A 16948-nucleotide genomic window follows, 5' to 3' on the forward strand; every position below is an offset into this window, starting at 1 on the left:
GAAGTCAGCCCTTGACCGACCCGAGCATGACGCCCGAGACGAAGTAGCGCTGGATGAAGGGGTAGAAGCAGATGATCGGGAGCACGGTGAGCAGCATCGTGACGGCCTGGATGTTGGAGGCGATCTGCACCGCCTCGCCGCCGCCCGTGATCTCGGAGGTGCCGGTGGCCGCGGCGATCAGGTTGCGCAGGTAGATCGTCACGGGGAAGAGCGACTTGTCGTCCATGAAGAGGAAGGCGTTGAACCACGAGTTCCACTGGCTGACCGCATAGAACAGGGTCATGGTCGCGAGCACGGCCTTCGACAGGGGAAGAACGATGCGGAAGAAGATGCCGTAGGTTGAGAGTCCGTCGATCGCGGCGGCCTCTTCGAGCTCGGTCGGGAAGCTCTCGAAGAACGACTTCATCACGAGCAGGTTGAACACGCTCAGCGCGCCGGGGACGACCACCGCCCAGATGCTGTTTCGCCAGCCCAGGGTGTTCGCGATCAGGATGTAGTTCGGGATGAGTCCTCCGCCGAAGAACATCGTGAAGACCGCGATGCCGATGAAGAACGTGCGGCCCTTGAGGTGCGGCTTGCTGAGCGCGTAGGCGTAGGTGGTGGTGATGACCATCGCGATGATCGTGCCGACCACGGTGTACAGGAACGTGTTGCCGTAGTTCGTCCAGAACAGTCCGTCGCCCATCACCGCACGGAACGTGTCGATGTTGAAGCCGCGCGGGATCAGGTTCACCTCGCCGGCGGCGATGTAGCCCTCAGACGAGAACGCCTTGGCCACCAGGTTCACGAACGGGTAGAGGGTGACGATGCAGATCAGCACGAGCACGATCGCGTTGACGACGCGGAAGGTGCGATAGCCGAGCGACTCTCGGATGACGCCGGTCTCCCGGCGCACATGGGCGATGTCGGGCTTGGAAGGCAGAGCTTCGGTCACCATAGCGAGGTTCCAACCAGTCGACGGGAGATGAGGTTCGCGAAGAGCACGAGCACCAGGCCGATCAGGGCCTCGAACAGTCCGATCGCGGTTCCGTAGGAGAACTGCGCGGATTGGATGCCGACGCGGTAGAGATAGGTGGAGATGACGTCGGCCGTGGAATAGATCAGCGGATTCTGCAGCAGCAGGACCTTCTCGAAGCCGACCGACATGAACGATCCGATGTTCAGGATCAGGAGCACCATCATGGTCGGGCGGATGCCGGGAAGCGTGATGTGCCAGGTCTGCTGCCAGCGGTTCGCGCCGTCGATGCGTGCTGCCTCGTACAGCTGGTCGTCGATCGTGGTGAGCGCGGCCAGGTAGAGGATCGTGCCCCACCCGACCGTCTGCCAGGCTTCTGAAGACACGTAGATCGACCGGAACCATTCCGGCCGCTGCATGAACGGCACGGGGTCCGCGCCGAACGCCTCGACCATCTGGTTGACCGTGCCGTTGAGCGAGGTCAGCTGCAGCACGAGGCCGGCGACGATCACGATCGACATGAAGTGCGGCAGGTACGAGATCGTCTGGACGAGACGCTTGAACCGGCGCGAGCGCAGCTCGTTCAGCATGAGCGCGAGCACGATCGGAAGCGGGAAGCAGATCAGCAGGGTGAGGCCGCCGAGCATCACGGTGTTCCAGAACACCGTCCAGAACTGCTGGTTCGAGATGAACGCCTGGAAGTAGTAGAACCCCACCCACTCGTCGCCGAAGATCGACCCGCCGGGCCGGAACCTGCGGAACGCGATGATGTTCCCGAGCATCGGGACGTAGCGGAAGATCAGCAGGAACAGGATCGGCACGATCAGGAACGTGTAGATCCGCCAGTCCTTGGTCAGCGCGCGACGCCAGGACTGCCGGGCCCGCGGCGTCCGGTCGCGCCGGAATGCGCGACGACGGGGCCGCGCGGTCGTGATCACCCGCGTCTCGCTGTCGGGCTGCGCGGAGCCGGTGAGCGACAGCGGCGCTTCGACGATCTCGGGCATTCAGGTCCACCTCCTCGTGGTTCTGAGAATGGACGGCGCGTGCGCGCCGCCGGGGGTCAGGGTGCGAGCACCTCGGCTGACGTCTGGGCCTGCAGGCTCAGCTCCGCCGCCTTGAAGGCGTGCGCCTGGGTCATCGCGTTCTCGGTGCCGTCGAGGCAGTCGCGGATCAGCTGCCCGAAGTAGGGGAAGCCGGTCATCCCATTCGCGTCGAACCGGTACTGTCCCTCCTGGTTCACGAGCAGCACCTGCCCGCCGCCGTTCTCGGTGCCGATGTCGATGTACTTGCGCAGCTCGATGTACCCGTCGGTGCCGAGGATGATCGTGCGTCCGTCGCCGAACACACCCAGCCCCTCAGGGGTGAACCAGTCCACTCTCACGTACCCGGAGGCTCCGTTGTCGAGCACGACGTGCGCATCGCCGAAGTCCTGCAGACCCGGAGTGTCGGGGTGCGCGTAGTTCGCGACCGTCGAGCTGACGATGCGGCCGTCCGTGGCCCCCGTGTAGAACAGGATCTGGTCGAAGTTGTGGCTGCCGATGTCGCACAGGATGCCGCCGTACTGCGCAGGGTCGTAGAACCAGCCCGGGCGACCGCCGCCGATGCGGTGCGGGCCGAACGAGACGACCTGCAGCACTCGGCCGATCGCGCCGCGCTCGATCAACTGACCCGCGAGGATCGACGACTCGGTGTGGAGGCGCTCGCCGTAGTACACGGCGTACTTGCGTCCGGTGCGGGCCGTCGCCTCGCGCGCGGCCGCGAGCTGCTCGAAACTCGTCAGAGGAGCCTTGTCGACGAACGCGTCCTTGCCGGCCTCTATCGCTCGCAGTGCCACGGCGGCCCGCTCGGAGGGGATCGCGGCGGTGGCTACGAGCCGCACCTCCGGGTCGTCGAGGATCTGCTGCTCCGAGGAGGCGACGCGGGCGGTCGGATAGCGCTTCGCGAACGAGGCGGCCTTGTCGGCATCCGCATCGAACACCCACTTCGCGGTCGCCCCAGCGCCGATCAGACCGTCGGCCATGCCGTAGATGTGGCCGTGGTCGAGACCCACCGCGGCGAAGCTGAACTCGCCTGGTGCCGCCGCAGGCTCGGGCAGCGGATCGAAGGTGTAGGGGTGGTTCACTTCTGGGTCTCCTGATCGGTCATGTCGTACGTGCGGAGTCGTCCGCACATTCCGAATCCGCGTTCGCCGGCAGACGGCACGGCCTGCTGCACTCTGGCTTCGCCGAGATGGCTCACGTCGCCCTTGGCCACGGCACGGGCGAGGGCGAGGGACTGCTCGGCCTGTGCGAGAGGGCGCTCGCGGATGAGCTCGCCCCACTCGGACGCACGGTCGCGCACGAGCACCCCCGCCGCAGCCCTGAACGCCTCGAGGGGCGCCTGATCGCCCGCCAGCATCGCGTCGCGCAGAACCTCGAAACCCGACACGGCGAGGTCGCGACGTCGCCTCGCGCGCTCCGCGCGTCCCTCGGCGTCGCCGAGAGCCGCCGCCCGAGCGTAGGCCTCGGCATCCGCCACGACGGCTGCGGGGAACGTCATGACGGCGTCTCCCGCTTCCGGCAGACCTGCGTTGCTCATCAGCACGACGACCTTGAGCTCGTCGTGGTTCACGGCGCGGTGGATTGTGCCGGGCGTGAACCACACCACGGCTCCGGCCGAGAGCGGGGTCTCCTGGTACCCGTCGCCGTCGATGGTCTGGAGCGCCCCGGTGCCGGACACGACGACGTACGCCTCGGTCGAGACGAGGTGCATGTGGGGGCTGCCGCCGCACACGCCGTCGGGGGCGGCGTCGCGATAAACGTCGAGGTGCGACAGCGAGGTGCCGCCGGGGAACGAGGAGACGCTCATGGCGCCACGGCCTCGGCGAGCGAGAGCTGCTCCTGGTTGAGCCGCGGGGCATGAGCGACGAGATGCCCGGCGCGGTAATAGGGATCGTCAGGAGAAAGCGGCAGCGACACCAGCTGGTGCTCGATGCCCGCCTTGTAGATGGCCGTCACGACCTCGATCGCGTTGCGGCCGTCGTGTCCGTCGGCGATCGGCGGCCGGCCCTCGCGGATCGCCGCGAGCACGTCGCCGATCTGCCCCGTGTGACCGGTGTGCGCGAGCGGCTCCCTGGCCGCGGCGATCTCCTCGATCGCGGCGACGCGATCGGGGTCCCCGCCTTGGGCGGGGAAGCCTGCGGCATCCGATCGCTCTGCGACCACCTTCCACGGCTGCGAGACGCGAGCGTGCTCGCCCTGGATCACGATCTCCTGCTCCTGGCCGTGATGCACGACCGAGCTCGTGAGCTGCGCCAGACCGCGCTCATACCGGAGCACGGCGACCGAGAGATCTTCGACCTCGCTGTTGTCGTGCTGCGCGTTCGCGAGCATCGCTGCGATCTCGCTCGGGCGGCCGAGCAGCCACAGGAGCAGGTCGATGTGATGGATGGCGTGATTCAGGGTGCAGCCGCCGCCCTCCTTCTCCCACGTTCCGCGCCACCACAGGTCGTAGTAAGGCAGGCCGCGCCACCAGGCGGAGTCGACGCGCACGTGCGAGATGCCCCCGAGCAGGTCGGAGTCGACGACGGCCTTGAGCGTGGCGAGATCGTCGCGGAAACGGTTCTGCGCGACGACCGAGAGCAGCGCGCCCGAGCGCCGCTGCGCGGCGAGCACGGCGTCGCACTCTTCGAGCGAGGGCGCCATGGGCTTCTCTACGAGCACGTGGATGCCGGCGTCGAGAGCGGCGATCGAGAGAGCTGCGTGGGTCGAGGGGGGCGTGGCGATGCTCACGAGATCGAGACGGGCTTCGGCGATCATCTGCAGCGGATCGTCGTAGCCGACCGCTCCGGAGAGCCCCGACTCCTCGGCCTTCTGCGCGGCCTTCCCTGGCATGACGTCTGCCAGCGCCACGACCTCGCACTCCTCTCCGAAGGCGAGATAGCCGCCGATGTGGGCGTTGGCGATCGACCCGGTGCCGATGATTCCGATTCTGAGCATTGCGTCCTCGTTGAGCTGGTGCTTTCAATACGTAGTAGTAGTACGTATTGACCTAGTATGGTCAGAAGCAGTCGATCCGTCAACGATCAATGTGGACGAACTGCGCAGAAACGGGGAAGCATGCAGAAGCGGCCGACCAGTCGAGACGTCGCCCGGCTGGCCGGAGTGTCGCAATCGACGGTCTCGTTCGTCTACACGGGTCGTGACGGCGTCGCCCCGGCGACGCGCGAGCGGGTTCTGCAGGCGGCGTCCGAGCTGAACTATCGGCCCAACCTGGCCGCGCGTGCCATGCGCACGCAGCGCACGGGGCGCCTCGCCGTCGTCTTCCCGGTGAGTGCGCCGAACCCGCTCAGCATGCTGCGCGGGGCGACGCTCGCCGCGGAGAAGGCCGGGTACGTCCTCGAGATCCTGAGCCTTCCCGACAATCGTGACGAACGGGCCGAGCGCGTCGAGGAGCTCATCGACGGCGGACAGTACGAGGGGTTCCTGTCGTTCACGCCGTTGCCGCAGCGCATCCTCAATCTTTCCCGCGAGGCTGGGCCCGTGGTGCTCTGGGCCTCGGCGTTCGACGATGAGATGCATGCCACCGGAGTGTTCACCGAGGCGCAGCCGATCGTCGTCATGATGGAGCGTCTGGTCGAACTGGGGCACCGGCGCTTCCTCCACATCACCGGCCCCCTCGATTTCCCCTCGGCCGTGGCCCGCCGCGACGCCTATCTCGCGACAGTGGAACGGCTCGGTCTCGACTCGATCGCCGTGATCGAGGGCGACTGGACCAGCGAGGTCGGACTCGAGGTCGTGCGGAGCCTGCCCGAGAAGACCGCGCCCTTCGCGCTGATCGCCCCGAACGACAGCGTCGCGATCGGAGCGATGCGGGCGGCGAGGCTGCGCGGGTGGTCGATGCCGGGAGACATGAGCGTCACCGGGTGGGACGACATCGGCACCAGCGCTTTCCTCGTGCCCTCGCTCACGAGCGTCGTGCAGGATCGCGCGCTGGTCGGCGAGCACTCGATGCGTCGGCTGATCGCCGCCGTGCGTGGTGAGGAGGAGCCCGAGAAGCCCGGGGAGGTCCACCGCGTCGTGTGGCGCGAGTCCATCGGGGCGCCGTCGGCCTGAGAGCGGGCTGCTCCCGGCGGTTACGGCCGCAGGAGGGCGACGAACTGCTCGATGTCCGCCGCCATGTCCACGCTCGGGTCGAGCATCCAGGCGGATTGCAGCCCGTCGGCGAGCGCGTGCACGGCGCGGATGATCCACGCCGGATCGAGATCGCTGCGAACGGTTCCTTCGGCCTGCGCGGCCACGATGCCGGCGACCGACGCGCCCTCGACGGTCGCGGTGCGCTCCCGGAAGTACGCGTGCGCCGGATGCTCGGGGTCGCCGGCTTCGGCGGCGAGCTGGGCGTAGAGCTGCACGAGGCCGGGCACCGAGGCGTTGTGCCGCATGACATCGAGGAGCGCCGTCACGGGGTCGGCCGCGGCATCGGCGTAGACACGGGCGTCACGCTCGTCTCGCGCGCGGAGGATCGCCACGAAGAGCTCCTCCTTCGTGCCGAAGTAGTGCAGGAGGCCGGCGGGGCTCAGGCCTGCGGCATCCGCGATCTCGCGCACCGAGGCCTTGCGGTATCCGTGCTCGGCGACGACTGCGAGCGCCGCGTCGAGGATCTCCTCGCGCTTGATGACGCCCTTCGCGTACGCCCCCCGAGTTGCCATGACTTCACTGTAACGGCCGCGTCTCGAAAACCGAACAAAGTTCGTGAATGGCTTGCGGGCTCCGCGTTCGATCTGTCACCATGGCTCCAATCCCAAACGATGTTTGGGATTGGCCCCGTCCCGCTCAATGAGGAGCTCCGATGTCCGTACTCGATCCCGCATCCGAAATCGCGCCAACCGGCACCATCCGTTCCGTCGCCCCCGCCGCGGGCGAACCCGCTGCCAGCCCGCCAGCGAACCGGCGTCTGCTGCCCAGCCTGCTCGTCGCCTCTCTCACGCTCTTCGCCACGTACGGCGGTCTGATCGCGATCCTCCTGCCGAGTCAGATCCTCCTCATCGACGAGGCAGGCAAGGTCGGCAACCTGGCGGTCGTCACCACGATCTCGTTCGTCTTCACGCTGTTCGCGCAGCCCATCGTCGGCGCACTCAGCGATCGGACCCGCTCCCGTTTCGGACGCCGCGCACCGTGGATGGTGCTGGGTGCGATCGTCGGCGGCATCTTCCTGTTCGGGCTCGGCTCGCTCACCGAGATCGTGTGGATCGCCGTGTTCTGGACGATCATCCAGGTCGCCCTCAACTTCTTCCAGGCGCCGCTCACCGCGATCACCGCTGACCGGTTCCCGCGATCGAAGCGCGGCGGAGCGAGCGCCATGATCGGCCTCGGCACGCAGCTGGGCATGACCGTCGGCATCATGCTCGCGGGCGCCTTCGCGGCACAGGTCGGCATCGGCTATTCGGCGTTCGGCGCGGCCGTCATCGTCGTGTCGCTCCTGTTCGCGCTCGTCAACCGCGACTGGTCGTCGAAGGAGGCAGCCGTCGAGCCGTTCCGCTGGGGTGCGTTCTTCAGGGGCTTCTGGATCAGCCCTCGGCGCCACCCCGACTTCGCGTGGGCGTTCACCGCGCGGTTCCTCCTGATCCTCGGATACTTCGTCGTCAGCGCCTTCCAGCTCTACATGCTCACCGACTACATCGGCCTCGAGCTCGCCGAGGCTCAGGGAGCGGTCGTCACCCTCACGCTCGTCGCGTTCGTCCCCACCCTGATCGCGATCGCGCTCTCCGGCTGGTGGAGCGACAGGGTCGGCAGGCGCAAGGTCTTCATCTACGCGGCATCCGTCGTGATGATCGCGGGGCTGGCGATGCCGCTGATCCAGCCGAACATGACCGGCATGATCCTGATGGCGATCGTCAACGGCGTGGGCTTCGGGCTGTACATGTCGGTGGACGCCGCGCTGATGACCGAGGTCCTCCCGAACGAGGGCGTGTCGGCTGGCAAGGATCTCGGCATCCTCAACGTCGCGACCAACGTCCCGCAGGCGCTGAGCCCCGCCATCGGCGGCGTGATCATCACCTCGCTCGGCGGATATCCGATGCTGTTCGTCTTCGCGATCGTGTTCGTGATCCTCGCCGCCATCGCCACCGCACCGATCAAGGGAGTCCGCTGATGACCGAGAATGCACTCATGACCGAATACATCGAGGTCGAGACGGCCGCGGGCCGGGTTCGCGGATGCTGGCGCCCCACCACGGGTGGTCGAGGCAATGTCCGATCGGCCGCTTTCCTGGGGATCCCGTTCGCCGAAGCCCCCGTCGGCGACCTGCGTTTTCAGGCGCCCGTGCCGAAGGAGCCATGGGAGGGCACGCTCGACGCTCTGTCCTTCGCGCCGACCGCGCAACGAGGAGACCCCGGGGTGACCTTGATCCCCGAGCCGTCGGTGCCGGGGGAGTCCACGCTCAATGTGAACGTGTTCACGCCGTCTCTCGACGGCGCCCTGCCGGTGCTCGTCTGGATCCACGGCGGCGGGTACTTCGCCGGCTCTCCGGCGAGCCCCTGGTACGACGGGCGCAACTTCAACCGCGACGGCGTCGTGACGGTGTCGATCTCGTACCGGCTCGGCTTCGACGGCTTCGGCTGGATCGAGGGCGCGCCCTCGAATCGCGGTGTGCGCGACTGGCTGCTCGCGCTCGAGTGGGTGCAGCAGAACATCGCCGCCTTCGGTGGAGACCCGGGCCGCGTGACCATCGCGGGTCAATCCGCGGGTGGTGGCGCTGTACTCACCCTGCTCGGCATGGAGAAGGCGCAGCACCTGTTCCACGGGGTGTACGCGCTCTCGGGGGCGCTCGCTGACGTGGCGGCGCCGCGATCGGAGGCGTTCGGGCGGGCCCTGGCGATCGCGGGCGGGGTCGAGCCGACGGTGTCGGGATTTTCCTCGCTGGGCGAGGAACGGGTGCTCGAGCTGCAGAAGAAGGCGACAGAGCTCGGCCCGAAATCGCTCACCTCGATGATCGATGAGGGGCTCCCGCTGGGCCCGTCGGTCGACGGCGACCTGCTGCCGCGGCCGACCCTCGAGTCGCTCGCCGCGGGAGTCGGCGCCGAAAAGCCGCTCGTGCTCGGGTCGACCGACGACGAGTTCACGATGGCGATGACGGGTGCTGCGAAGGCGTTGCGCTGGGTGCCCCAGGCGCTGCTGCTGAACAGGCTCGGCGTGCCGAAGACGATTCGGCGCGACTACCTCGGCGCGAACGCTGATGTGGTCGCGCTCGGCAAGACCCGTCTGGCCGGGCGCGTGCTCACCGACCGGATGTTCCGTACGGCAGTGCTCGACGTCGCCGCCGCTCGAGGCGACGCACCCACCTGGGTGTACCGGTTCTCGTGGCCCTCGGGGCACTTCGGCTTCGCCGAGCACTGCCTCGACGTGCCCTTCTTCTTCGACTGCCTCGACGGGCCCGCGATGGAGCCGCTGGCCGGGCCGAATCCGCCGCAGGAGCTCGCCGATGAGCTGCACGCGGCTGCCGTCTCGCTGGTCGTCGACGGTGATCCCGGATGGCCGGCGCATCACGGCGATGCGGGGACCGTTCGGGTGTGGGACACGCCTGTGCGCGACGTCGCCGACGGGTACGCCTCGGTGAAGGCGCTGCGGTGACGGGCCGGCTCGGAGCACAGCGCTGAGCACGTCCTCCTGAGCATCCTCGTCCCCTCGTCGACCCTGAGGTGGCGCCCGTGGCCGGAATTCTCACGTGATTCCGACCGCACGTGTCACTCGACCGCACGCGCCTCGCGCCCCGCACCGGTTCGCAGACGCTCGGCCGGCACCTACTGCCGCTCAGCGGCGGCGAAAGCGACAGTTGGTGGCACCTGAGAAGTGGATGCAGTCTTCCTGCACAACTGGGACGACACCGGGCATCGTCCACGGACGGTGTGAAACGGGCGGACGGCACCATTCAGGTGTCGCACACTCGGGGGATGTCCCGGCGTCCTCGTACTCTCCCCGCTGAACTCGGAGCGACCTTCACCCCGGCGCAGGCGCGCGCAGAGGGCGTCACCGCCCGGCGCTTGCGCGCGCAGGATCTGGAGCGGCCGTTCCGCGGCCTGGTCGTCGTGCGGCCGACCGAACCGGAGCGCGAAACGAACGAGGACTCGTCACCGTTCGCGCGCGACCGGGCAAAGCGGGAAGAGGTTCTCCGGCTGGCTCGGATCTACCGTCCGCTCATGAGCCAGCATGCGTTCTTCATCGGCCGCACCGCGGCCGTCCTGCATGGGCTGCCCGTGGCCCCGGCGAAGCATCTGGAAGTCGGTGTCTGCGCGCCGCACCGCGCTCCTCGTCGCCGCGGGATCACGGGCCGTCAGATCGCTCCGCAGCTGGTCTCGGTCCGCGAGATCGACGGACTGCGCGTCACCGGGCCCGTCGCGACCTGGGCGACCCTTGCGACGATGCTCTCGGTGCGCGAGTTGATCGCCGTCGGCGACGCAGTCGTTCGGGTACCCCGGGACACCTGGGGGCATCGTCGTCCAGAGCAGGCGCTCAGCACAATCGACCAGCTCCACGCGGTGGTGGCCGCGGGGCGGAGGCCAGGACTCCGCAAGCTGTGCGAGGCACTGCCGCGGATCCGCGTCGGAAGCGCGTCGCCGCTGGAGACCGACTACCGCGTGGATGCTGAATCCGCTGGCCTGCCCGAAGCGGAACTCGACGTCGAGATCCGTGACAGCGGTGGCCGGCTGCTCGGAATCTCCGAGTTCTTCTACCGGGAGTTCGGTCTGGTGGTCGAGGTCGAGGGCGACCACCACCGCACCTCGCGGGAGCAACGGAATCGAGACATCGAGAAGTATGCGGCGTACACGGCGATCGGCGTGGAAGCCGTGCGGCTCACGTCCGCGCACATCCGAGGGGTGAATCCGCGTGCGACCGAGATGGTGCGTACGGCTCTGATCCGTCGAGGCTGGCGTCCCTGAGCATCCGCGATGCACACTGCACGGCACTTCACGTGGCACCACCTGTCGGAATTCCGGCGGCGAACCGACGACGGGTGCCACTTGAGACGGTGAAACCGGCGCTGGAGCGGAGGGCTCAGGCCACGTACACCTTGCGGAGCGTCTCGCTGACGGCCCACTCGGTCTGCATGCCCTCGGCGAGGCGCACGATCGAGCCCGGGCCCACCTCCAGGGGAGGCAGCTCAGGAGAGACGAACCGGATCGTCGCACGCCCGGAGAGCACGACGAAGACCTCGTCGGCCTCGGTGTCAGTGGCGATGCCCGGAGTCATCTCCCACACCCCGACCTCGGTCGCACCGATGGTCGCGAGCGGCAACGTCGCGGTGGTCGGGACGCCGCAGGCGACGGATGCCGTGGGCAGAGGCTCGTGCGAGAGTTCGAGGGCTCCGGCATCCGCTGCCTGCCCCGCCGCCAGTGCGCTCACGAGTCGAATCCCATGCCGACCGCGTCGAGCGTCTTGAGGAACAGATTGCGCTTGCCCTCGTTGTGATCAGCCTGGTTCATGGCGGCCCGCACCAGGTTGATGCCGATCGCCGCGGCCGGCTCCGGCGGGAACGGGATCGGCTTCTCGCGCACCATCGCGAGCTCCGTCCGCTCGGTGACCTCGCCCGAGAGCTTGTCGAGCATGACGTCGGCCGCGAAGCGTGCAGCGCCCACACCGAGACCCGTGAAGCCTGTGGCGTACGCGACCCGCCCTCGGCGGGCCGTGCCGAAGAACGCGCAGAAGCGGCTCGACGAGTCGATCGCGCCCGCCCAGCGGTGCGTGAAGCGCACGCCTTCGAGCTGCGGGAACATCGTGAAGAAGTGCGAGGCGAGCTTTCGGTGGCTTTCGACGCGGTCCTCGTACTCGGGGCGCACCTTGCCGCCGAAGTGGTAGATCGCGTCGTAGCCGCCGAACAGGATGCGGTCGTCGGCGGTGAGGCGGACGTAGTGGAACTGGTTCGCGCTGTCAGAGAGGCCTTGCCTGTTCGACCAGCCGATCGACTCCCGCTGCGATGCCGTCAGCGGCTCGGTCATCAGCACGTAGTCGTACACCGGCACCGTCATCAGGCGATTGCGCTTGAGCAGCGAGGGGAACACGTTCGTCGCGAGGGCGACAGCATCCGTCGTCACCGTTCCACCGGGAGTGACCAGCCTGATCGGCCCCGCCCCGTCGCCCTCGATGGCCCGGACGATCGAGTGCTCGTAGATCTCCACGCCCAGCTCGACCGCGACGCGTGCGAGCTCCATGCCGAGCTTCGCGGGGTGCACGAGCGCGCAGCCCTCTCGATCCCAGTCGCCTCCGAGGAACGTGGGCGAGTGGATCTCGGCCTGCACGGCAGCCTCGTCGAGGAAGCCCGGCTCGTCGCGGTACCACTCGACCTGATGCGGCTCGACCGCCACCGCGAGCTGACCGGTGCGCTCGAAGTCGACCTTCATGTCGTACTTCTTCACCGTGGCCTCGATCGCGTCGAGGTTCTCGATCCCGAGCTCTTCGAGCCGGTCGATCTCGTCGGGCCAGCGGTTCACGCCGTTCTCGTGGCCGTGGGTGAGGCTCGCCTCGCAGAAGCCGCCGTTGCGTCCGGAGGCTGCCCACGCGATGCGTGAGGCCTCGAGCAGGACGACGCGGCGCTGCGGGTCGCGCTCCTTGGCGCGCACGGCGGTCCACAGGCCCGCGTAGCCGCCGCCGACGATGGCGAGATCGGTGGCGATGTCGGCGGAGAGGGTCGGATGCTCGACCCGCTCGACGTCATCCAGCCAGAAGACGCCGAAGGCGGTGTCGCGCAGAGACGCGTCTATCACGGACTCTGCGGGCTGCTGTCTTTCGAAGACGGTGGTTCCCATGATGCTGTGCTCCTGACCCGCGGCGCGCGTCAGCGCGTGCCCCAGTTGTAGAGGTCCTTGTAGAGCCCCGCGTAGAGCAGGCTCTCGGTGTGCACGACACCGGGGATCGTGCGGATGCGTGTCGCGATGAGATCGATGAGGTCCTCGTCGCTCTCGCAGACGGCCTCGACGAGGATGTCGAAGGTGCCGAGCGTGACGACGACGTAGACGAGCTCGGTGATCTTCGTGAGTTCCTGCGCGACGACGCGCGGATCGGCATCGACGCGGATGCCGATCATCGACATGCGATGGAAGCCGAGCTGCAGCGGGTCGGTCACGGCGACGATCTGGATGACGCCCGCTTCGGTCATGCGCTGCACGCGCTGGCGAGCCGCCGCCTCGCTGAGCCCTACCTCACGGCCGATCTCGGCGTAGGGGCGCCGCCCGTCCTCCTGGAGAAGCTCGACGATCCGCTTCGAGATGTCGTCGAGGGCGGGATGCTTCGGAGTGGGGCTCATATGTCGATACTGACACTTTTGAGGGGGCGTGGCAACCGATTCAGTCGTCACAGTGGGTCAACTGGTTCTGTTTCGGTGGAAGCCGTGCTCGCCGTCGACAAGTATGACGCGATGTGTCAGGCTGGTCGGACGACGACTCCGGGGGGAATCACCATGGCACGTCCGATCGCGGGTCCGCAGTCGCTGTTGAGGATCCTCAACGGTCGCGCGATCCTCGAGACGCTGGCCCGCCGGGGTCCGCTGACCCGCGCCGAGCTCATGGCCGCGACCGGTCTCTCGCGCACCGCCGTCACACAGGTGCTCCGCATGCTCGAGAACGCCGAGGCCGTCGCCGCCGCCGGCCTCGACCGCGACACGCGAGGCCCTGCCGCGGGGCGTGTGGCCCTGCATCCGCGTCTCGGGCTCGCCGCCGCCGTGCACATCGATCATCACGCAGCCCACGTCACCCTCGTCGACGCGACGGGGACGGTCCGCGCCGAGCAGCATGCGCCCTTCCCTCCGCACGGCGATCGTGTCGAGCACATCGTCGGGCTCGTGGAGTCGTGCCGCTCGCTCGCGAAAGGGCCTCTTCACCTCGCCGTCGTCGGGGTGCCGGGCATCGTGACCGCCGACGGCGGGATCCGCGACGATCAGGGACCCGATGGAGGCGTGTTCCGCTCGGCTCTGTCGGTGCTCCTCGGCTGCCCGGTCCGCGTGGAGAACGACGTCAATCTCGCCGCTCTCGCCGAGCTGACCTCCGGTGCGGGCGCGCAGCTCGCGAGTTTCGTGCTGCTGCTGTTCGACGACGGGCTGGGCGGTGGCATCGTGATCGACGGCGCCCTGCACCGCGGATTCGCCGGGGTCGCCGGCGAGGTGATGTATCTGCCTCAGACGCCGCTGCCGGTCGGCGCCCCCGTGCTGAGCGACGCCGTGGTCGGCGATCTCGCACTCGTGCACGGCCGCGATCCGGCCGACAAGGTCGACCAGCACCTCGACGCCGCAGCCGCCGGCGATGCGGCGGCGGTCGCGATGGCGGCCGAGATGGGGCGCCGAATCACGCTCGCTGCGGGGAGCGTGGCGTTGATCGTGGATCCCGAGGCGTTCATCCTCGCCGGCACGGCGGCGCATCCGGTGCTCGTCGACGCCGTGCGGCAGGTGGCCGACTCCTTCGCCGCCCAGCTGCCGATGCGCTTCCTGGTCTCCGAGTTCGGCCCGGAGGCCCCTCTGGTCGGCGCGATCGGCGAAGCGACATCGGCTCTTCGCGCGGCCGTGTTCACCAGCATCCTTCCCGACAGGAGCAGTCGATGATCTCTGATCTCGCCGACCGTCTCGGCCTCGCCCCCGGGGCGCGCGCCATCATCATCAATGCGGATGACTTCGGCATGTGCCATGCGGCCAACTCGGCGATCGCCGAGCTGCTGGACGGGGGCGGCGCGGATTCGGCGACCATCATGGTGCCGTGCGCGTGGTCGCCGGAGGCGCTCGCGTTCGCCGCCTCGCGCACCGACCTCGACATCGGCGTGCACCTGGTGCTGACCAGCGAGTGGCGCCGCTACCGCTGGCGTCCGCTCACGGGGACGACGACGACCCTGGTCGATGCCGACGGCTTCTTCCCGACAGACGTCGTGTCCGTCGAGGAGCTCGCCTCCGAGGCAGACGTCGAGGCCGAGATCACGGCACAGCTGCAGGCGGCTCTCGACGCCGGGGTCGACGTCACGCACCTCGACAACCACATGGGCTCGGTGTACGGACTCGCCACCGGACGCGACTTCCTCACCCCGGTGTTCGCGCTCGCCGCGCAGCACGGTCTGCCGTTCCGGCTGCCGCGCAGCATGGACGGTGTGGGGGTGGATCCCGAGCTTCAGCACCTGCTCGACAGGGCCACCGCGGCCGCCGAGGCGGCCGGCGTCGAGATCATCGACAGGCTGTGGTCGCACCCCTTCGAGCTGATCGGCGAGGGGACGCCGGACGAGGAGACCTACGAGCAGGTGCGCGACGGGTTCATCGCCCTCTTGCGGGCCGTGCCCGCCGGCGTCACCGAGATCTACCTTCACCCGATGGTCGACGACGACGAGCTGCGCGCTGCCGTCGACTTCGCCGCAGCCAAGCGCGGCTACGAGCGGCGGCTCCTCGCCGACCCCGCGGTGCTCCAGGCCATCGCCGATGAAGGGCTCGTGCGCATCGGCTGGCGTGACCTGCGCGACCTGCAGCGGGCTGCCGTGCGATGAGCGGTTCGGCCGGCCCCCGCGGCCTCGCCGGCATCCGCGACCGCCGTCTCGACGCCGAGCCCACCCGCGCCCAGTCGATCGCCTTCGGGGCCTCCGGGTTCCCGACCCAGCTCATGGCGCAGACCTTCTCGGCCTTCGTCGTCTACTTCTACGTCACCCATCTCGGCGTGCCGCCCACCTGGGTGGCCGGAGCGATGATCGTCCACGGCGTTCTGAACGCCGCGCTCAATCCGGTGGTCGGCGCTCTCTCCGATCGCATCCGCACTCCCTGGGGCCGCCGCATCCCGTGGATCGGCCTCGGCATCGTGCCGCTCGTAGTGGCGTTCGCCCTGGTCTGGATGCCGCCAGCCCTGTCGCCCGGGGGCATGATCGTGTGGTTCCTCGTGGTCGTCGCGGTCTACGACATCGCGTTCGTGGTGGTCGTGCTGAACATCTCGGCACTGTTCCCGGAGATCTTCCGCACGACAGAGGAACGCGCACGCGGCAACGTGCCGCGGCAGATCTTCGCGATCCTCGGCATGGTTCTCGGGACGGCGGGTGCGCCGGCGCTCTACGGCTGGATCGGGTGGCCGGGCATGGCGCTCGCGCTGGGCGGGGTCTGCCTGGTGATGCTGCTGTGGTCGTTCGCCGGAGGGATGATCGAGCGGGCGGTTCCTGAGGCGGCGTCCGAGGCGATGTCGTGGCAGAGCCAGCTGCGCTTCACGTTCGCGAACCGCGCGTTCGTTCCGTATGTGCTCGGTTCGCTGTTCGTGCAGACCTCGATCGCGGTGATCCTCGCGGCGATCCCGTTCTACGTGCGCTACTCGCTGCACGCGGCAGAGGGCGACGGCAGCGTGCTGCTCGCCGCGATCTTCGTCACCGCGATCCCGTCGATCCTGCTGTGGAGCGCGGTCGTCAGACGCACCTCGCCCCGCACCGCCGTGCTCTGGAGCGTCGCCGTCTTCGGCGTCGCGGTGCTCGGCTACCTGCTGCCCACATCGGTGCTCGCGGCCGCCCTCGTCGGCGTCGCGGTCGGCGTGGGCGTGGGCGGTCTGCTGCAGCTTCTCGAGGTGATGCTGGGGCAGATCATCGACGAGGATGCCGTGCGCACAGGTCACCGGCGCGAAGGCGCCTTCTTCGGCGTGAACGGCTTCGTCGTGCGCGGCTCGGTCGTCCTGCAGGCCATCGTCGCAGCCGCGGTGCTGACGGCATCCGGCTTCGACGCGTCACGGGGAGACGCCCAGGCCGAGACCGTCGACGGCGGCATCCGCATCATGCTCGCCGTCGTCCCGCTCGGTTTCACCGCCCTCGCCTGGCTGTGCTTCTGGCTCTACCCGATCCGCACCCGCGACCTCTGAGCCGACGACGCGCCCGCTCCTTTCCGCCCCGTCGCTGACTCCGCGTTTCGTCTCGGTCGCTGCGCTCCCTCGCTCAACGACCGGCGGCGCGAGCCTGTCCAGCGAGGACCCACCGCGCCCCACACGGAACATGAGGCGGAGGGATTGCTTTGTCGGGCAAATCGGGAAAGGGGCCC

16 protein-coding genes are annotated in these 16948 nt (G+C 68.5%); 7 read left to right on the plus strand and 9 right to left on the minus strand.

The genetic code is table 11. The annotated features are described in order from the left end of the window. Positions 1-4 precede the first annotated feature (4 nt). Genes ACI3KT_RS00655 through ACI3KT_RS00675 form a run of 5 tightly spaced genes read right to left on the minus strand, consistent with a single transcriptional unit; the run spans position 5 to position 4932 of the window. A complete protein-coding gene (locus ACI3KT_RS00655; protein WP_292907678.1) occupies positions 5-937 on the minus strand; it encodes a carbohydrate ABC transporter permease in 933 nt (310 codons plus the stop codon). Continuing rightward, on the minus strand, positions 931-1959 hold the full coding sequence (locus ACI3KT_RS00660; RefSeq protein WP_404901830.1) for an ABC transporter permease: 1029 nt from the start codon (positions 1957-1959) through the stop codon (positions 931-933). The genes ACI3KT_RS00655 and ACI3KT_RS00660 overlap by 7 nt, the downstream gene beginning before the upstream one ends. Before the next feature lie 56 nt (positions 1960-2015). Further along, complete coding sequence (locus ACI3KT_RS00665) at positions 2016-3077, minus strand: Gfo/Idh/MocA family protein (RefSeq protein ID WP_404901831.1); 1062 nt, start codon at positions 3075-3077, stop codon at positions 2016-2018. Beyond that, positions 3074-3802 (minus strand): cupin domain-containing protein, encoded by a 729-nt coding sequence (locus tag ACI3KT_RS00670; RefSeq protein WP_404901832.1) that lies wholly within the window; start codon positions 3800-3802, stop codon positions 3074-3076. The genes ACI3KT_RS00665 and ACI3KT_RS00670 overlap by 4 nt, the downstream gene beginning before the upstream one ends. Then, a complete protein-coding gene (locus ACI3KT_RS00675) occupies positions 3799-4932 on the minus strand; it encodes a Gfo/Idh/MocA family oxidoreductase (RefSeq protein WP_307299045.1) in 1134 nt (377 codons plus the stop codon). Before ACI3KT_RS00675 ends, ACI3KT_RS00670 begins: the two co-directional genes overlap by 4 nt. A gap of 120 nt (positions 4933-5052) precedes the next feature. On the opposite strand from ACI3KT_RS00675, the gene ACI3KT_RS00680 reads away from it, so the two are divergent. After that, positions 5053-6048, plus strand: coding sequence for a LacI family DNA-binding transcriptional regulator (locus ACI3KT_RS00680; protein ID WP_307299044.1), 996 nt, complete (start codon positions 5053-5055; stop codon positions 6046-6048). Between the two features lie 20 nt (positions 6049-6068). On the opposite strand, the gene ACI3KT_RS00685 is transcribed toward ACI3KT_RS00680, so the two are convergent. Then, positions 6069-6641 carry a TetR/AcrR family transcriptional regulator gene (locus ACI3KT_RS00685; RefSeq protein ID WP_292907666.1) on the minus strand — a complete coding sequence of 191 codons (573 nt, stop codon included), beginning with the start codon at positions 6639-6641 and terminating at the stop codon, positions 6069-6071. Between the two features lie 140 nt (positions 6642-6781). Here ACI3KT_RS00685 and ACI3KT_RS00690 point away from each other — a divergent pair, with 140 nt between their 5' ends. The 3 genes from ACI3KT_RS00690 to ACI3KT_RS00700 all read left to right on the plus strand — a co-directional run bounded on the left by ACI3KT_RS00690 (position 6782) and on the right by ACI3KT_RS00700 (position 10868). Further along, the gene (locus ACI3KT_RS00690; protein WP_292907664.1) at positions 6782-8083 is read left to right on the plus strand and encodes an MFS transporter; all 1302 of its coding nucleotides are present in this window, start codon (positions 6782-6784) and stop codon (positions 8081-8083) included. A 17-nt stretch (positions 8084-8100) separates the two neighbouring features. Further along, positions 8101-9561 carry a carboxylesterase/lipase family protein gene (locus ACI3KT_RS00695; protein WP_404901834.1) on the plus strand — a complete coding sequence of 487 codons (1461 nt, stop codon included), beginning with the start codon at positions 8101-8103 and terminating at the stop codon, positions 9559-9561. 320 nt (positions 9562-9881) lie between these two features. Then, positions 9882-10868 (plus strand): hypothetical protein, encoded by a 987-nt coding sequence (locus ACI3KT_RS00700; RefSeq protein WP_404901836.1) that lies wholly within the window; start codon positions 9882-9884, stop codon positions 10866-10868. Positions 10869-10983: 115 nt separating this feature from the next. Here ACI3KT_RS00700 and ACI3KT_RS00705 read toward each other — a convergent pair whose 3' ends face one another. Genes ACI3KT_RS00705 through ACI3KT_RS00715 form a run of 3 tightly spaced genes read right to left on the minus strand, consistent with a single transcriptional unit; the run spans position 10984 to position 13228 of the window. Continuing rightward, positions 10984-11331 carry a cupin domain-containing protein gene (locus tag ACI3KT_RS00705; RefSeq protein ID WP_404901839.1) on the minus strand — a complete coding sequence of 116 codons (348 nt, stop codon included), beginning with the start codon at positions 11329-11331 and terminating at the stop codon, positions 10984-10986. Further along, positions 11328-12731 carry an NAD(P)/FAD-dependent oxidoreductase gene (locus tag ACI3KT_RS00710; protein WP_404901842.1) on the minus strand — a complete coding sequence of 468 codons (1404 nt, stop codon included), beginning with the start codon at positions 12729-12731 and terminating at the stop codon, positions 11328-11330. The genes ACI3KT_RS00705 and ACI3KT_RS00710 overlap by 4 nt, the downstream gene beginning before the upstream one ends. A 29-nt stretch (positions 12732-12760) precedes the next feature. Continuing rightward, positions 12761-13228, minus strand: a complete 468-nt coding sequence (locus ACI3KT_RS00715; protein WP_292910923.1) for an Lrp/AsnC family transcriptional regulator — start codon at positions 13226-13228, stop codon at positions 12761-12763. A 153-nt stretch (positions 13229-13381) separates the two neighbouring features. Here ACI3KT_RS00715 and ACI3KT_RS00720 point away from each other — a divergent pair, with 153 nt between their 5' ends. The 3 genes from ACI3KT_RS00720 to ACI3KT_RS00730 are packed head-to-tail and all read left to right on the plus strand — an operon-like array spanning position 13382 to position 16772. Further along, complete coding sequence (locus ACI3KT_RS00720) at positions 13382-14515, plus strand: ROK family transcriptional regulator (RefSeq protein WP_404901843.1); 1134 nt, start codon at positions 13382-13384, stop codon at positions 14513-14515. Further along, the gene (locus ACI3KT_RS00725; RefSeq protein ID WP_404901845.1) at positions 14512-15435 is read left to right on the plus strand and encodes a polysaccharide deacetylase family protein; all 924 of its coding nucleotides are present in this window, start codon (positions 14512-14514) and stop codon (positions 15433-15435) included. The genes ACI3KT_RS00720 and ACI3KT_RS00725 overlap by 4 nt, the downstream gene beginning before the upstream one ends. Further along, positions 15432-16772 carry an MFS transporter gene (locus tag ACI3KT_RS00730; protein ID WP_404901847.1) on the plus strand — a complete coding sequence of 447 codons (1341 nt, stop codon included), beginning with the start codon at positions 15432-15434 and terminating at the stop codon, positions 16770-16772. Before ACI3KT_RS00725 ends, ACI3KT_RS00730 begins: the two co-directional genes overlap by 4 nt. The last annotated feature ends 176 nt before the right edge of the window (positions 16773-16948 follow it).

It is taken from the genome of Microbacterium sp. ZW T6_19 (genome assembly GCF_044987465.1).
In the GTDB taxonomy this organism is placed as follows: domain Bacteria; phylum Actinomycetota; class Actinomycetes; order Actinomycetales; family Microbacteriaceae; genus Microbacterium; species Microbacterium natoriense_A.

Excerpts from the sequence above, each read along its gene's own strand:
- ACI3KT_RS00715 (WP_292910923.1), bottom strand. The coding sequence starts at position 13,228 with ATGAGCCCCACTCCGAAGCATCCCGCCCTCGACGACATCTCGAAGCGG.
- ACI3KT_RS00670 (WP_404901832.1), bottom strand. The coding sequence starts at position 3,802 with ATGAGCGTCTCCTCGTTCCCCGGCGGCACCTCGCTGTCGCACCTCGAC.
- ACI3KT_RS00675 (WP_307299045.1), bottom strand. The coding sequence starts at position 4,932 with ATGCTCAGAATCGGAATCATCGGCACCGGGTCGATCGCCAACGCCCAC.
- ACI3KT_RS00685 (WP_292907666.1), bottom strand. The coding sequence starts at position 6,641 with ATGGCAACTCGGGGGGCGTACGCGAAGGGCGTCATCAAGCGCGAGGAG.
- ACI3KT_RS00700 (WP_404901836.1), top strand. The coding sequence starts at position 9,882 with ATGTCCCGGCGTCCTCGTACTCTCCCCGCTGAACTCGGAGCGACCTTC.
- ACI3KT_RS00660 (WP_404901830.1), bottom strand. The coding sequence starts at position 1,959 with ATGCCCGAGATCGTCGAAGCGCCGCTGTCGCTCACCGGCTCCGCGCAG.
- ACI3KT_RS00725 (WP_404901845.1), top strand. The coding sequence starts at position 14,512 with ATGATCTCTGATCTCGCCGACCGTCTCGGCCTCGCCCCCGGGGCGCGC.
- ACI3KT_RS00730 (WP_404901847.1), top strand. The coding sequence starts at position 15,432 with ATGAGCGGTTCGGCCGGCCCCCGCGGCCTCGCCGGCATCCGCGACCGC.
- ACI3KT_RS00655 (WP_292907678.1), bottom strand. The coding sequence starts at position 937 with ATGGTGACCGAAGCTCTGCCTTCCAAGCCCGACATCGCCCATGTGCGC.
- ACI3KT_RS00720 (WP_404901843.1), top strand. The coding sequence starts at position 13,382 with ATGGCACGTCCGATCGCGGGTCCGCAGTCGCTGTTGAGGATCCTCAAC.
- ACI3KT_RS00680 (WP_307299044.1), top strand. The coding sequence starts at position 5,053 with ATGCAGAAGCGGCCGACCAGTCGAGACGTCGCCCGGCTGGCCGGAGTG.
- ACI3KT_RS00710 (WP_404901842.1), bottom strand. The coding sequence starts at position 12,731 with ATGGGAACCACCGTCTTCGAAAGACAGCAGCCCGCAGAGTCCGTGATA.
- ACI3KT_RS00695 (WP_404901834.1), top strand. The coding sequence starts at position 8,101 with ATGACCGAATACATCGAGGTCGAGACGGCCGCGGGCCGGGTTCGCGGA.
- ACI3KT_RS00690 (WP_292907664.1), top strand. The coding sequence starts at position 6,782 with ATGTCCGTACTCGATCCCGCATCCGAAATCGCGCCAACCGGCACCATC.